At 72.2% G+C, this 14,104-nt stretch carries 14 protein-coding genes; 10 read left to right on the top strand and 4 right to left on the bottom strand.

Annotated features, from left to right (window positions below):
- The first annotated feature begins 43 nt into the window (after positions 1-43).
- Together tuf and ACZ69Q_RS14475 are read left to right on the top strand one after the other, a co-directional pair.
- Positions 44-1,213 (top strand): elongation factor Tu, encoded by a 1,170-nt coding sequence (gene tuf, locus ACZ69Q_RS14480; RefSeq protein ID WP_471041398.1) that lies wholly within the window; start codon positions 44-46, stop codon positions 1,211-1,213.
- A 97-nt stretch (positions 1,214-1,310) separates the two neighbouring features.
- Entirely contained in the window at positions 1,311-2,156 is an 846-nt protein-coding gene (locus ACZ69Q_RS14475) for a spermidine synthase (protein ID WP_471041396.1), read from the top strand.
- Here ACZ69Q_RS14475 and ACZ69Q_RS14470 read toward each other — a convergent pair.
- The gene (locus ACZ69Q_RS14470) at positions 2,118-3,419 is read right to left on the bottom strand and encodes an MFS transporter (protein WP_471041395.1); all 1,302 of its coding nucleotides are present in this window, start codon (positions 3,417-3,419) and stop codon (positions 2,118-2,120) included. The two genes, ACZ69Q_RS14475 and ACZ69Q_RS14470, sit on opposite strands and share 39 nt — an antisense overlap.
- 133 nt (positions 3,420-3,552) lie before the next feature.
- On the opposite strand from ACZ69Q_RS14470, the gene ACZ69Q_RS14465 reads away from it, so the two are divergent.
- The 4 genes from ACZ69Q_RS14465 to ACZ69Q_RS14450 all read left to right on the top strand — a co-directional run bounded on the left by ACZ69Q_RS14465 (position 3,553) and on the right by ACZ69Q_RS14450 (position 8,767).
- Positions 3,553-4,014 (top strand): DUF4442 domain-containing protein, encoded by a 462-nt coding sequence (locus tag ACZ69Q_RS14465; protein ID WP_471041553.1) that lies wholly within the window; start codon positions 3,553-3,555, stop codon positions 4,012-4,014.
- A gap of 473 nt (positions 4,015-4,487) precedes the next feature.
- Positions 4,488-6,329: an RICIN domain-containing protein gene (locus ACZ69Q_RS14460; RefSeq protein WP_471041393.1), complete on the top strand. Its 1,842-nt coding sequence runs from the start codon at positions 4,488-4,490 to the stop codon at positions 6,327-6,329.
- Between the two features lie 175 nt (positions 6,330-6,504).
- A complete protein-coding gene (locus tag ACZ69Q_RS14455) occupies positions 6,505-8,049 on the top strand; it encodes a carboxylesterase/lipase family protein (protein WP_471041392.1) in 1,545 nt (514 codons plus the stop codon).
- Between the two features lie 73 nt (positions 8,050-8,122).
- Positions 8,123-8,767: a DedA family protein gene (locus ACZ69Q_RS14450; protein WP_471041390.1), complete on the top strand. Its 645-nt coding sequence runs from the start codon at positions 8,123-8,125 to the stop codon at positions 8,765-8,767.
- 9 nt (positions 8,768-8,776) lie between these two features.
- On the opposite strand, the gene ACZ69Q_RS14445 is transcribed toward ACZ69Q_RS14450, so the two are convergent.
- Positions 8,777-9,307, bottom strand: coding sequence for a gamma carbonic anhydrase family protein (locus ACZ69Q_RS14445; protein ID WP_471041389.1), 531 nt, complete (start codon positions 9,305-9,307; stop codon positions 8,777-8,779).
- 109 nt (positions 9,308-9,416) lie between these two features.
- Here ACZ69Q_RS14445 and ACZ69Q_RS14440 point away from each other — a divergent pair, with 109 nt between their 5' ends.
- Positions 9,417-10,247: an acyltransferase gene (locus ACZ69Q_RS14440; protein WP_471041387.1), complete on the top strand. Its 831-nt coding sequence runs from the start codon at positions 9,417-9,419 to the stop codon at positions 10,245-10,247.
- Between the two features lie 64 nt (positions 10,248-10,311).
- On the opposite strand, the gene ACZ69Q_RS14435 is transcribed toward ACZ69Q_RS14440, so the two are convergent.
- On the bottom strand, positions 10,312-11,169 hold the full coding sequence (locus ACZ69Q_RS14435; protein WP_471041385.1) for an EamA family transporter: 858 nt from the start codon (positions 11,167-11,169) through the stop codon (positions 10,312-10,314).
- 108 nt (positions 11,170-11,277) lie between these two features.
- Here ACZ69Q_RS14435 and ACZ69Q_RS14430 point away from each other — a divergent pair, with 108 nt between their 5' ends.
- Together ACZ69Q_RS14430 and ACZ69Q_RS14425 are read left to right on the top strand one after the other, a co-directional pair.
- Entirely contained in the window at positions 11,278-11,850 is a 573-nt protein-coding gene (locus ACZ69Q_RS14430) for a helix-turn-helix domain-containing protein (RefSeq protein ID WP_471041383.1), read from the top strand.
- Between the two features lie 43 nt (positions 11,851-11,893).
- Positions 11,894-12,451, top strand: coding sequence for a YbaK/EbsC family protein (locus ACZ69Q_RS14425; protein ID WP_471041381.1), 558 nt, complete (start codon positions 11,894-11,896; stop codon positions 12,449-12,451).
- Between the two features lie 10 nt (positions 12,452-12,461).
- Here ACZ69Q_RS14425 and ACZ69Q_RS14420 read toward each other — a convergent pair whose 3' ends face one another.
- Positions 12,462-13,667 (bottom strand): cation diffusion facilitator family transporter, encoded by a 1,206-nt coding sequence (locus ACZ69Q_RS14420; protein WP_471041379.1) that lies wholly within the window; start codon positions 13,665-13,667, stop codon positions 12,462-12,464.
- Between the two features lie 61 nt (positions 13,668-13,728).
- On the opposite strand from ACZ69Q_RS14420, the gene ACZ69Q_RS14415 reads away from it, so the two are divergent.
- On the top strand, positions 13,729-14,088 hold the full coding sequence (locus tag ACZ69Q_RS14415) for an ArsR/SmtB family transcription factor (RefSeq protein WP_471041377.1): 360 nt from the start codon (positions 13,729-13,731) through the stop codon (positions 14,086-14,088).
- Positions 14,089-14,104: the final 16 nt, after the last annotated feature.

The following is a 14,104-nucleotide window of genomic DNA, read 5'->3' as shown; positions in this document are numbered from 1 at the left end:
ATCTGCTTCGCAGAGACTTCTGCAGAGACTTCGAGGTACAGCCATGTCCAAGACGGCATACGTGCGCACCAAACCGCATCTGAACATCGGCACCATGGGCCATGTCGACCACGGCAAGACCACCCTGACCGCCGCCATCACCAAGGTCCTCGCCGAGCGCGGGTCCGGCACCTTCGTGCCCTTCGACCGCATCGACCGGGCGCCGGAGGAGGCCGCGCGCGGCATCACCATCAACATCGCGCACGTCGAGTACGAGACCGACACCCGTCACTACGCGCATGTCGACATGCCGGGCCACGCCGACTACGTCAAGAACATGGTCACCGGCGCCGCGCAGCTCGACGGGGCGATCCTCGTCGTGTCCGCGCTCGACGGGATCATGCCGCAGACCGCCGAACACGTCCTGCTCGCCCGGCAGGTGGGCGTCGACCACATCGTCGTCGCCCTCAACAAGGCCGACGCGGGGGACGAGGAGCTCATCGACCTCGTCGAGCTGGAGGTCCGCGACCTGCTCTCGCAGCACGGCTACGGCGGCGACGCCGCGCCCGTCGTACGGGTCTCGGGGCTGAAGGCGCTGGAGGGCGACCCCCAGTGGACGGCGTCCATCGAGGCGCTGCTCGACGCGGTGGACACCTACGTTCCGATGCCGGAGCGGTATGTGGACGCGCCGTTCCTGTTGTCCGTCGAGAACGTGCTCACGATCACCGGCCGGGGAACCGTGGTCACCGGGGCCGTCGAGCGGGGCACCGTGCGGGTGGGCGACCGGGTCGAAGTGCTCGGCGCCGGGCTGGAGAGCGTGGTCACCGGCCTGGAGACCTTCGGCAGGCCGATGGACGAGGCGCAGGCGGGAGACAACGTGGCGCTGTTGCTGCGCGGCGTCCCGCGGGACGCCGTCAGGCGGGGGCACGTGGTCGCGGCGCCGGGGAGCGTCGCGCCGCGCAGCCGGTTCACCGCGCAGGTGTATGTGCTCTCGGCCCGTGAGGGCGGTCGTACGACCGCTGTCGTCAGCGGGTACCGGCCGCAGTTCTACATCCGTACGGCGGACGTGGTGGGTGACATCGACCTCGGCGAGGCGGGAGTCGCGCGGCCCGGGGAGACGGTCACGATGACCGTCGAGCTGGGGCGTGAGGTGCCGCTGGAGCCGGGGCTCGGATTCGCCATCCGTGAGGGCGGCCGGACCGTGGGGGCGGGGACCGTGACGGCCGTCTCATAGGGGCGGTGCAGGTGAGCGGGGGACTGTGGGGCCGTCGTGGCCGGTCGCGTAGTCCCCCGCTCACCTTTGGGGCGCTTCACCCGGGCACAATGAGAAGGTGAGCGATCCCATACCCGTCACCCGAGCCGTCGACTACGGCGTCGCCAAGCTGATGCCCGACGTCGACCGGAAGCGGGCGTGGCTGCTGACCGTGGACGGGGCTCCGCAGTCGTACGTCGATCTCGACGAGCCGGAGTATCTGGAGTTCGAGTACGCCCGGCGGCTCGGGCACGTACTCGACACCGTCGCGGACGCCGGCCGGCCGCTGGACGTGCTGCATCTCGGGGGCGGAGCGCTCACGCTGCCCCGGTACGTGGCCGCGACCCGGCCCGGCTCGCGGCAGGATGTCGTCGAGGCCGACCGCGGGCTGATGGAACTGGTCGTCGAACATCTGCCGGTTCCGGAAGGGGACGGCGTCCGGCTGCACGGCCGGGACGCGCGCGCCTGGCTGGAGGCGGCACCGGACGACTCGGCCGACGTGCTTGTCGCGGACGTCTTCGGCGGCTCACGGGTGCCGGCGCATCTGACGTCGGTCGCGTACGTCCGTGAGGCGGGGCGGGTGCTGCGCGGCGGCGGTGTCTATCTGGCCAACCTGGCCGACGCCGCTCCCTTCGCCTTCCTGCGCTCGCAACTCGCCACCTGCGCGACGGTGTTCGAGGAGCTGGCACTGATCGCGGAACCTGGCGTGCTGCGCGGGCGGCGGTTCGGGAACGCGGTGCTGGTGGCCGCACACCGGCCCCTCGACACGGCCGCCCTGGCCCGGCGCACCGCCGCGGACACCTTCCCGGCCCGCGTCGAACACGGGGCCGCCCTGCGGGAGTTCATCGGTGGGGCGCGGCCCGTGCGGGACGAGGATGCGGTGCCCTCACCCGAGCCCCCCGACGGGGCTTTCAGCATCGGCTGAGCCGACCGGTTCGCTCGCGGTCACCCGCTTGGTACGGCGCCGCAGGTTGCGCACGTCCGGCACGCACAGCACCGCGGCCGTGACGACGACCACCAGCGCGGCGCAGCCCCACAGCGCCGACGTGCGCCCGAACGCCGTCTCCGCCGGGCCGGCCAGGGCCGTGGCCAGCGGGACCAGGGCGACCGAGCCGAACCAGTCGTAGGCGGCGACCCGGGAGAGCTTGTCCTCCGGTATCTCCTGATGGAGCGCGGTCATCCAGGAGACGCCGAACACCTCCAGCGTCACGCCGGTCAGGAACATCACCGCACAGAGCACGGCGATCGGCACCGGTACGGCCAGCGCGGCGGAGGGCAGGGCGAGCGGGAAGACGCACAAGGTGCCGGCGAGCAGGAGGCGGCGTGGCTTCCAGCGGGTCATCAGCAGGGCGCCCGCGACCGTGCCCGCCCCGAAGAAGCCCAGGGCGAGGCCCCATGGACCGGCCCCGCCCAGATGGTCCCGGGCGACCAGGGGGCCGTAGACGGCGTCGGCCGCGCCCACGACGGCGTTCGCGATGGAGAACTGGACGACGATGCCCCACAGCCACGGCCGTCCGGCGAACTCCCGCCAGCCCTCGCGCAGATCGGCGAGCATGCCGCCGCCCGGCACCCGCTGCGGTATGTGACCGACGTCGAGGAGCGCCCGCATCGACCCGGCGACCGCGAAGGCCGCCGCGTCCGCCGCCAGCACCCAGCCGGGCCCGACCACGGCCACCATGGCACCGCCGAGCGCCGCCCCGCCCACCGCCGCGCCCTGCATCGCCATCCGGAACACGGCGAACGCCCGGCTCGCCTGCTCTCCCCGGACCGACGACAGCAGCATGCCCTCGGCCGCCGGGCTGAAGAACGCCTGGCCGGTGCCGCCGAGCGCGGTCAGCAGCATCATCTGCCACAGCTCGGCCTCCCCGGACAGGACCAGCACGGCGAAAGCGGCCTGCGAGAGGCAGTTGAGGGCGTTGGCCGCGACCATCACCCGGTGCCGGGGGAGGCGGTCCGCGACGGCACCGCCGATCAGCAGGAACAGCACCAGCGGCAGGGTGCGGGCGGCGGCCACCAGGCCCACGTCGCCGCCGTCGCCGCCGGCCTCCAGCACCGCGAACGCCGCGGCGATCAGCGCGCCGTGACTGCCGAGGTTCGTGACGAACGCGGCGGCGGTCAGCAGGCTGTAGTTGCGGCCCGCCCAGGCGGGGCGGCGGGAACGGCGGCGGAGATCGACGGGGGAGGTCACCGGCAGACTATCCCCGCCGCGGCCTCGATTTGCCAAGCGGATTGCAGGTCACGGGCCCGATGAGGCCCACTCCCGCTCGTGCCGCCGGTCACATCGTGCGCAGCCTGTTCCCAAATTCCTACTCATGGGTAACATGACCGTCATGAGCGCAGACCAGATGTCCATCGGCGAGATGCTCGCCGCCACCGTGCCCATGGCCCGGACCCTGAACCTCCAGTTCCTGGAGACCACGCCGGACAAGGCCGTGGTGGCTCTGCCGGACCAGAGCGAGTACCACAACCACGTGGGCGGCCCGCACGCCGGCGCGATGTTCACGCTCGGCGAGTCCGCCAGCGGTGCGATCGTGCTGGCCGCGTTCGGCGACCAGCTCTCGCGCGCCGTGCCGCTCGCCGTCAGCGCCGAGATCGCCTACAAGAAGCTCGCCATGGGAGCCGTCACCGCCACCGCGACGCTGGGCCGCCCGGCCGCCGAGGTCGTCGCGGAACTGGACGCGGGGGAGCGCCCGGAGTTCCCGGTGACGATCGAGATCCAGCGTGCGGACGGCGCCGTCACCGGCGAGATGACGGTCGTATGGACCCTGCGTCCGAATAGCTGAGTTCCGGCAGTACGGCAGCGAACAGGGGCCCCCGTGGGGGCCCCTTTCCTTTTGGTCCGGGGCCGACCCCTCATGCCGCGAGCCGCCCTCACCCGGCCCCTGTGTCCGCAAAGCCCGCCACGAACCCCTTCAGCCGGGTGACCATCGCCGGGAGAACCTCGGAGCTCGCCGTGCGGTATGCGGAGTTGAAGATTCCGTGGATTGATGTTCTTTGGGCGTACACAACTTGACGTCCAGTCCGGTTACGACTCCGAAAACCGGTGCTGATACCGGCGGTAACTCATTTCAATTTCGGGCTCTTTGAACATCGGTCACTCGAACTTCTTGTTTCGTGTGCGCCGCTTGTGCGAAAGTGAGCGGCCCGATAGCCGGTCCACTGGTGACACGGCTCAGGTATGCACCAATCAGGCGCCTGCTTTTCCGAAGGACGTGCATTCCCCGCACCGTCCTGCGGCTGGAAAGGAAATGGCTCAGTGCAATCCCCCTACCCCCCACGACCGCCGTACCCCCCACGGCCCGGGGCGAGCCCCGGTGAGTCCGACCGCGATCTCGTCGCGAACCCGGGCAAGGACGGTGCGGACTCCCGAGCCGTTGCGCTGCTCATGGCGCGGCATTGGCGTGCGACCCACGACTACGCGGCCATCTGCCTGGCCGGCACGGAGAGTTCGGCCTCCATGGTGGCCGCCGCGGCCATGCACCGCGTGCTGTGCCGACCGGCCTCCGGCGCGCTGCGCCCCCAGCTCCTCGTCGCCGTGCGGGACATGGTGAAGGAGTGGGCGGCCGACGACGAAATTTCCGCCCTGCTCCCGGAACTCGGCAAACCGACCGGCGGTCGTGGGCTGCGTGCCGCGCGGCCCACGACGCCCGAAAGGCGGCAAATCGCCGAGCGTGCGTTCCAGGCCCTTTCGGGCGCTTCGCAATGCCTCCTCTGGCACACCGAGGTCGAGGCAGAACCGATAACCATACCCGCCGGTCTGCTGGGGGTCGACACATCCACCGCGTCGGCCGCGCTGGAGGGAGTGCGCGAGCAATTCCGCAGGGGTTGTGTCCGCGCCCACGGCGAACTCGCACCCAGCCGGGAATGCCGTTACTACAACCGTCTCCTCGACGTCCCCATTCGCCGCGGCGGCGCCCTGCTGCCCGATGTCCAGCACCATCTGATGGAGTGCCGTTACTGCAGGCACGCCGCCGAACAGCTCAGCCATTTCGAGGGCGGCCTCGAGGTGCTGCTCGCCGAGACCGTGCTGGGCTGGGGCGCCCGCCGCTATCTCGACTCCCGGCCCGGGCGCGGCGGCTCGTCGCCGGCGGCGTACGGCCACCGCAGACGGGGCGGACGCCACCGCCCGGAACGACTCGCTCCAGCGCGCACCCACGGCAAGGCCCTCGCCGTGGGCGTCACCCTGACCTCCCTCGCCCTGCTCGTGACCGTGCTCACCGCCAAGGGCTGGTCCGACGAGAGCGGCGTGCCCGACGCGCACGCCACCTGGGGCGTGGCCAGCGGCAACAGCGTCCATCCGAGCGCGGCGACCGAGCCGTCGTCCGGCGGCACACCGTCCGCCGCCTCGGCCGAGGACCCCGTCGAGATCGCCCAGGGCCGGCTGCGCAACCTCGACGGCGGACTCTGCCTCGACCTCCGCGCCGGCCAGGTCCGCACCGGAGCCCGGGCCGAACTGGCGGAGTGCTCGTCCGCCGCCTCCCAGCAGTGGTCGTACCGGGACAACGGCGTACTGCGCAGCGCCGTCGATCCAGCCCTCTGCCTCGACTCCGACCCCGACGGGGGTGCGGTCGTCCTGGCGAACTGCCTCGCCCATGCCGGCGAGACGCGCTACGACCTGACGATCCACGGCGAGCTGCTGCTGCGCCGGGCCGAGCGGCTGGCGGTCGCGCGCGGCAAGGGCGGCAGCGTGGTCGTCGCCGAACGCGACGGCTCGCAGGCCCAGCGCTGGATGCTCGACGGCGGCGTGGCGGACGTCGGCGGGCAGGAGTCACGGGACAAGGGGCTCCAAAAGGGCGGCGAAGAGGAGCGAGGCCGGGAGAAGAAGAAGGACGCCGCGCCCGCCGAGCCCGACCGCGGGTCCCCGCGCGACGCAATCCCCGAGCCGCGCGGCGCCGAGCCCACGCAGGACGGGCCGGACCGGCCGGCCGAGCCCCCGCCGTCGCGGTACGAGACGCGGTACGTCCAGGCCGACTCCGGCGACAAGGCCGCGTCCGACGCCCCCGTCGACACCGTCGCGGCGCTCCCCGCCCAGGTGGCGGACACGGTGTCCACGGTCGTCGGCACCGCCACGACGACGCTCGGCTCCGCTCTCCAGTAGTCGGGCGCAGGCACCACCAGGGGCCACTCCACCGGGGTGGCCCCGTTCGTTTCCTGACGGCATTCGGCCGTTTCTCGTTCACATGATTGACACGAGTCACCAGGGTCCATAGTTTTCCCGCCGCGCCAGTGCAGTCCCATGCTCACCAAGCGGAGGTGGACCGGTGATACGTCGTATGTCCGTCGCACTGATGGCCCTGGCGGCCGCGCTCGTCACGCCCGTGCCGGCGCAGGCCGCCGACCCACCCGTCGTCCGCACCGACGCCGGCTGGGTGCGGGGCGAAAGCACCGCGGAGGGACGGCAGTTCCTCGGAATCCCCTACGCGCAGCCGCCCGTCGGAGGGCTCCGCTGGCGGGAGCCGCGTCCGGTGCGGCCCTGGCAAGGCGTACGCGGCGCCGGAGACTTCGGCAACAAGTGCGTACAGGGCGCGAGTTGGGACCCCGGCTATGAGCAGCCGAGCCACACCGAGGACTGTCTCGACCTCAATGTGTACGTCCCCGAGGGTGCCGGAAGGCGCGCGGTCCTGGTCTGGTTCCACGGCGGCGGGCTCACGGCCGGGGCAGGTCAGGACGTCGTCCCCGACACCTTCGCGCGGCAGACCGGCACCGTCGTCGTGACCGTCAACTACCGCCTGGGCGCCATGGGCTTCCTCGCCACGGACGGCCTCGACGGCGAGGCCCGCGACGGGGTCTCCGGCAACTTCGGCATGCTCGACCAGCAGGCCGCCCTGCGCTGGGTGCGGGCCAACGTCGCACGCTTCGGCGGCGACCCGGGGCGCGTGACCATCGCGGGCGAGTCGGCGGGCGGCCGCTCGGTCTGCACCCAGCTCGCCTCACCGACCGCGAAGGGCCTGTTCCGCGCCGGGATCATCCAGAGCGGGGCCTACGGCGACTGCGATGCCCGCACCCACGGGACGGCCGTGGCCGAGGGCGCCGCCTTCGCGCAAGAGCTCGGCTGCGCCGACCTGGCGTGCCTGCGCGCCAAGCCGGCCGCCGAGGTCCTGGCCGCGCAGGGCCGCTTCGACTGGGCGCCGGTCGCCGGCGGCGCGTTCCTGCCCCGGCAGCCGAAGGAGGCGTTCGCGCGCGGAGCCGCAGCCGGCGTGCCGGTCATGAACGGGGCCAACCAGGACGAGGGGCGGCTGTTCGCCTTCGGCCGGTTCGACCTGAACGGCACCCCGCTCACCGCCGACCAGTACCCGGCCGTGATGCGCGCCGACTACGGCGACGAGGCCCTCGCGGCCTACCCCCTGTCGGCCTACCCCTCGCCGACGATCGCCTACGCCACGGCCCAGGGCGACCAGCTCTTCGCCTGCCCGGCGCTCCGCCTCGACAGCGCGCTCGCCGGGCGCGGCAAGGTCTACGGGTACGAGTTCGCCGACCGCACGTCCCCGCCCTTCGCCTCGCTGCGCAATCTCGGCACCGACTTCGACTTCGGCGCCACCCACGTCAACGAGGTGCAGTACCTCTTCAAGCACTTCGGCCTTCGGACCCCGCTGAACGCCGAGCAGGGTGCGCTGGCCCGGCAGATGGTCCAGTACTGGGGCTCCTTCGTGCGCGACGGGGTGCCGCGCGCCGCGGGACAGCCGGCGATGCCGGCCGGGTCCGGCGCGGTGCTGGCCCTGCGCACCGCTTCCGCCGGCGGCAACGAGCCGAGCGTCACAACGCATCGTGAGCATCGGTGCAACCTGTGGGACGCCGAGACCGTCACACAGAACGGGTAGGCTGCCCCGGCGCACGCTCACAGCGGAGCGTGCGCCGGGAACCACAGGGTCCAGCACACGAGAGGAAGCGGCGTTGCACGTCCAGGAATGGCTCGAAACGGTGCCACCGCTGGCGATCTATCTGCTGGTCGGCCTGGTCATCGGCCTGGAGAGCCTGGGCATCCCGCTGCCCGGCGAGATCATCCTGGTCTCCTCGGCGCTGCTCGCCTCGCAGCACGGTGAGATCAACCCCTTCGTGCTCGGCGCCTGCGCCAGCGCGGGCGCGATCATCGGCGACTCCATCGGTTACGCCATCGGCCGCAAGGGCGGCCGCCCACTGCTGGCCTGGCTGGGCGGAAAGTTCCCCAGGCACTTCGGCGAGGCCCACATCGCGACGGCCGAGCGCTCCTTCCAGAAGTGGGGCATGTGGGCCGTCTTCTTCGGCCGCTTCGTCGCCCTCCTGCGCATCTTCGCCGGCCCGCTCGCGGGCGTGCTGCGGATGCCGTACTGGAAGTTCCTGACCGCCAACGTCCTCGGCGGCATCGTCTGGGCGGGCGGTACGACGGCGGTCATCTACTACGTCGGTGTGGTCGCCGAGTCCTGGCTGAAGCGCTTCTCGTGGCTGGGCCTGGTGGCGGCGGTCCTGATCGGCCTGACATCGATGCTGATCCTGAAGCGCAAGGCGAAGAAGGCCCAGGCGGCCCACCAGGAGCCGGAACCGGTCGGCGCCGGGGACTGAAGCGCGACCTTATGCCCCGTGCTCTTCCCGGTGAGCCTTGGCCAACTCCGCGTACAGAGTCCCGTTGAGCGTCACACCCTGACGCTCCTCCTCGGTCAGCTCCCGCTTCACCTTCGCCGGCACGCCCGCCACCAGCGACCCCGGCGGGACCTGCATCCCCTGCGGCACCAAAGCCTGAGCGGCGATCAAGGAACCGGCCCCGATCACCGCACCGTTCAGCACGGTCGCGCCCATGCCGATCAGACAGTCGTCCCCGACGGTCGCCCCGTGCACCACGGCGTTGTGACCGACCGACACCCGCTCCCCGATGCTCACGGGAAAGCCCGGGTCGGCATGGAGCGTGCAGTTGTCCTGGATGTTCGACTGGGCGCCCACGGAGATCCGCTCCACGTCACCCCGCACCACCGCGCCGTACCAGACGCTCGCCCCCGCCTCCAGCGTCACATCCCCGATCACCGAAGAGGTGGGCGCCACGAAAGCGGCCTCGTCGATCTTCGGTTCCCGGCCTCCGATACCCATGACCAGCGCGCTCTGCGTCATCGCCCTCTCCTGTCACCGACGTGGTAGACGAACCGTACGCCACCCGTTGGGGCGAAGATCACAGCCCCTCGAGGTCATCAGGCCGCCGCGCGCTCAGTACGGTGAGGCCGTGCCCAAGCGCAAGAACACGTTCTCATCCTGGCGACGCCGACTGGCGCAGCGCGCCGTCCACGCGGGCTGGGCCTGGGTGCAGCGCACGGGATCGGTGACGGCCGAGCACCCCGGGCGCTTCCGCTTCGGCTCGATCGGCGAGGCCACCCGGCTGGCCTTCCCGCTGGGCACGGTCTTCGGTGAACCCTGGATCCACCTCGGCTCCCACTGCATCGTCGGCGAGCAGGTGACGCTGACGGCCGGTCTGATGCCCGACCTCGACCTCGGCCCTGAGCCGATCCTGCGCATCGGGAACGGCGTCGTGCTGGGACGCGGCAGCCATGTCATCGCCGACACGACGGTCACCATCGGCAGCGACTGCTACTTCGGGCCGTACGTCTACGTCACGTCCACGAACCACTCCTACGACGATCCGCACGAGCCCATCGGCAAGCAGTGGCCGCGCATGGAGCCCGTCGAGATCGGCCCGGGGTGCTGGATCGGCACCGGGGCCGTGATCCTGCCGGGCGCGCGGATCGGGCGGAACGTCGTCGTGGCGGCCGGCGCGGTGGTGCGGGGCGCGGTGCCCGACCACGCCGTGGTGGCCGGCGCGCCCGCCCGCGTCGTTCGGCGATGGACGCCCGACGACGGCTGGCAGCCGCCGCTGCGCACCCCGGCCCCGGTGCCGATACCCGACGGGGTCACCCCCGAACAGCTCCAGGCGCTGGCGGAGCTGGACGAGGAGACGGCGGCGAAGCTGGCGGAACTGGACGAGAAGGCGGCGACGAAGCTCGCAGGGCTGGACGAACCCGCGGCCGGCCGGCTCGCCGAGGTGGACGCGGAGTCCTGAGTCTGTCGGTCGCCGGTGGTGGGGTGCCGGCGGGTGTGAGCCGGGCGTCGGCACACCGCTACGGTCAACCGGTCGCCAGTAGCAGGGTGCCGACCAGTGCGAGCCCGGCACCCGCCGCCTGGACCGCGCGCAGCCGCTCGCGCAGGATGCCGCGTGCGGCCAGGGCGGTCACGACCGGGTAGAGCGAGGCGAGTACGGCGGCCACGGTCACCGGGCCGTGATGGGCGGCGATCACATAGGTGCCGTTCGCCGCGACATCGGCGAGACCGACGAAGCCCAGTGCAGGCAGCGACCGCCAGGGGAAGCCGCCTTCGGGGAGGGCGGCGGCGCCCCGCCGCGAGGAGGCGTACAGGGCGAGGCCGCCCGCGCCCACGTTCACCACGCGCTGGACGAAGAGCGCGAGGAACAGACCGGTGACGGTGGTCGACGCCTCCGCGATAAGCGCGAACACCGTGCCGAAGCCGAAGGCCGCGACGAGCGTGAGCAGGATCGCCTGCCGCTGCACGGGCGCGCCCCGAAGCTGCGGCCCGCCCGCCAGCACGACCCCGAGCACGGCGACCACGATGCCCGCGACCTGCATGAGCCCGGGCCGCTCGCCGAGGACGAGGCCCACGCCGACCGGGACGGCCACGCCGACGGTGCCGAGCGGGGAGACGACGCCCATCGGGCCCAGCGCGAGCGCCTTGTAGAAGCAGATCAGGGCGACCGGGCCCACCACACCGGCGGCGGCCGCGAACCAGAGCTGGTCGCCGGCCTCGCTCCAGGCACCCGTGAACACCACGATCACGCCGAGCACCACCGCCGCGATTCCCTGCGAGACGACCACCACCGTCAGCGCCGGGGTGCGCCGGGTCAGCAGTCCGCCGCCGAAGTCGGCCAGGCCCCACAGCAGGCTCGTGGCCAGGGCGAAGAGTGCTGTCACGGGTCGCCTCGCAGTACAGTTCGGTGCACGATCGGGTGCACCCCACCGTAGTGCAGTCGGGTAAACCCTGTCATCCAGAATATTGGACTCCGCAACGTTGGACGGAATGTGTCGGACCTCGACCTGCTGACCCAGTCCCTGGCGCGCAACGTCAAACACTGGCGCGCGGTGCGCGGCTTCACGCTCGACGTGCTCGCCGCCCGGGCGGGTGTCAGCCGCGGCATGCTCATCCAGATCGAGCAGGCCCGCACCAACCCCAGCCTCGGCACGGTCATCAAGATCGGTGACGCGCTCGGGATCAGCATCACCACCCTGCTCGACTACGAGCAGGGGCCGAAGGTGCGGATCGTCCCGGCCGACCAGGTCGTGCGGCTGTGGCACACCGACGCGGGCAGCCACAGCCGGCTCCTCGCCGGGACCGAGGCGCCCGGTCCGCTGGAGATGTGGCACTGGCGGGTGATGCCGGGCGAGAGCAGCGCCTCGGATCCGCACCCCGTCGGCACCGTCGAGATCGTCCACGTCACGGCCGGCGAACTGACCCTCACCCTCGACGGCACGGACTACCTCGTCCCGGCCGGCGCGAGCGCCACCTTCGAGGCCGACGCCCCGCACACGTACGGCAATCGGGGCGACGTCCCCACGGAGTGGATGCTCGCCGTCTCGGTCCCGCCCGCCCGCTGAGACATCGCCCCGACGGCGTCGGCGGTCCTGTTAGCGTGCGCCCATGGACGCCCCCATCGGAAACTTCGACAGCGCCACCCCCGCCCCCGACTGCCTCGACGAGCTCGTCACCCCGGTCGCCGAAGCCGTACGTCACTGGCACGGCAGCGTCCCCGCCGACCAGATCGTGTACGTCGAGACCGATCCGCAGTGGGCCGACACCGCTGTCTTCGTCGAGCACTACGGACGGGAACTGCTCGAACAGTCCGCGAACTGCGTGGTCGTCGCCGGCAAGCGCGGCGGCGAGACGACACTGGCCGCCTGCGTGGTGCTGTCCACCACCCGGGTCGACGTGAACGGCGTCGTGCGCCGCCAACTCGGCGCCCGCAAGGCGTCGTTCGCCTCCATGGACACGGCGACCGGCGAGACCGGCATGGAGTACGGCGGCATCACCCCGCTCGGACTGCCCGGCGGCTGGCCGGTGCTGGTGGACTCGGCCGTCGTCGACCTGCCCTACGTCCTGGTCGGCAGCGGGCGCCGGCGCGGCAAGCTGCTGGTGCCGGGGAAGGCGTTCGCCGAGCTGCCGGGGGCGGTCGTACTGGAGGGCCTCGGGGTCGCCTGAGTAACCGGGCTCAGGCCGCGGTGTGGTGGGCGAGGGCCAGATGCGGATCCGCCTCGCCCGGCACCGGCGCCGGGTCCGCGTGCACCAGGGCCGCGGTGAGCCGGGGTACGGCGTGCAGCAGGGCGTGTTCGGCCTCGACGGCGATGGCGTGTGCCTGGCGTACCGTCGCCTCGCCGTCCACGACGACCGCCACCTCCGCGCGCAGCCGGTGCCCGATCCAGCGCAACCGCAGCTCGCCCACCTCGCGCACACCCGCGACCTCCCGCAACGCCCGCTCGGCCTCGTCCACCAGCGCCGGGTCCACGGCGTCCATCACGCGCCGGAACACCTCGCGCGCCGCGTCCCGCAGCACCAGCGCGATGGCGGCCGTGATCGCCAACCCGACGATCGGGTCCGCCAGTTGCCAGCCCAGTGCCGCACCAGCGGCGCTCAACAGGACCGCCAGTGAGGTGAATCCGTCCGTACGGGCGTGCAGACCGTCCGCGACCAGGGCCGCCGAGCCGATGGCCCTGCCCACCCGGATCCGGTACCGGGCCACCCACTCGTTCCCCGCGAACCCCACGAGCGCCGCCACTGCCACCGCCGGGATCTGCTGCATGGGCCGCGGGTCGAGCAGCCGGTCGAACGCCGTCCACGCCGCGAAGGCCGCGGACGCGGCGATCGTCAGCACGATGGCGATGCCGGCGAGGTCCTCGGCCCGCCCGTACCCATAGGTGAAGCGGCGCGTCGCCGCCCGCCGCCCCAGCACGAAGGCGATTCCGAGCGGTACGGCGGTCAGCGCGTCCGCCGCGTTGTGCACCGTGTCGCCGAGCAGCGCCACCGACCCCGAGGCGACCACCACGACCGCCTGCACGAGCGCGGTCACACCGAGCACCGCCAGCGACACCCAAAGGGCCCGCATGCCACGGGCCGAGGACTCCAGGGCGGAGTCGAGCTTGTCGGCCGTCTCGTGGGAGTGCGGCTTGAGGAGATGCGTGAGGCGGTGGCGGAGTCCCGCGCCGGTGGGGGAGTGGGGGTGAGCGTGGGGATGGTGAGGGTGGCCGGGCGGGTGGTGAGGGTGGTGGGAGTGGCCGGGCGGGTGGTGAGCGTGGTGGGAGTGGCCGGGCGTGTGGTGAGGGTGGTGGGAGTGGCCGGGCGTGTGGTGAGGGTGTCCGTGCGGGTGTTCCCCGTCGTGCGCGTGCCCATGGCGATGCTCGTGCTCGTGCCGGTCGCTCACGGCGGTCCCCTTCCGGTGTGCGGGAGTGGACGCGGACCGCCCACGACGCCATTATGTGCGTATGAGCGCACGCATGCACCTATCACCTGCGCACGATGCGCATCCGCGCAGCCCGGGCGAGGAACAGTTCGCGCTCGCCGCGGAACTCCTCGCCCTGCTCGGCGACCGCACCCGCCTCACCCTGCTGCACGCCCTGACGGCGGGCGAGGCCGACGTCACGACGCTCACGGAGGCGTGCGGCGCGGCCCGTCCCGCCGTCAGCCAGCATCTGGCCCGGCTGCGGCTCGCGGGCCTGGTGAACACACGTAAGGAGGGCCGCCGGGTGATCTACTCCCTCGGCGACGGCCATCTGCGCCGGCTAGTCGACGAGGCGCTGAACGTGGCGGACCACCGGCTGACCGACCGGCCCCTGCACGATTGATCAGCGGGGGTCGCAC

The organism is Streptomyces sp. NPDC036764, from assembly GCF_055609385.1.
Note: the sequence above shows the minus strand (reverse complement) of the source record. Positions and strands in the feature narration are given on the sequence as shown.

Coding starts and splice junctions, on each gene's coding strand:
- ACZ69Q_RS14455 (WP_471041392.1), top strand. CDS start 6,505: ATGTCCGTCGCACTGATGGCCCTGGCGGCCGCGCTCGTCACGCCCGTG.
- ACZ69Q_RS14445 (WP_471041389.1), bottom strand. CDS start 9,307: ATGACGCAGAGCGCGCTGGTCATGGGTATCGGAGGCCGGGAACCGAAG.
- ACZ69Q_RS14415 (WP_471041377.1), top strand. CDS start 13,729: ATGAGCGCACGCATGCACCTATCACCTGCGCACGATGCGCATCCGCGC.
- tuf (WP_471041398.1), top strand. CDS start 44: ATGTCCAAGACGGCATACGTGCGCACCAAACCGCATCTGAACATCGGC.
- ACZ69Q_RS14425 (WP_471041381.1), top strand. CDS start 11,894: ATGGACGCCCCCATCGGAAACTTCGACAGCGCCACCCCCGCCCCCGAC.
- ACZ69Q_RS14465 (WP_471041553.1), top strand. CDS start 3,553: ATGACCGTCATGAGCGCAGACCAGATGTCCATCGGCGAGATGCTCGCC.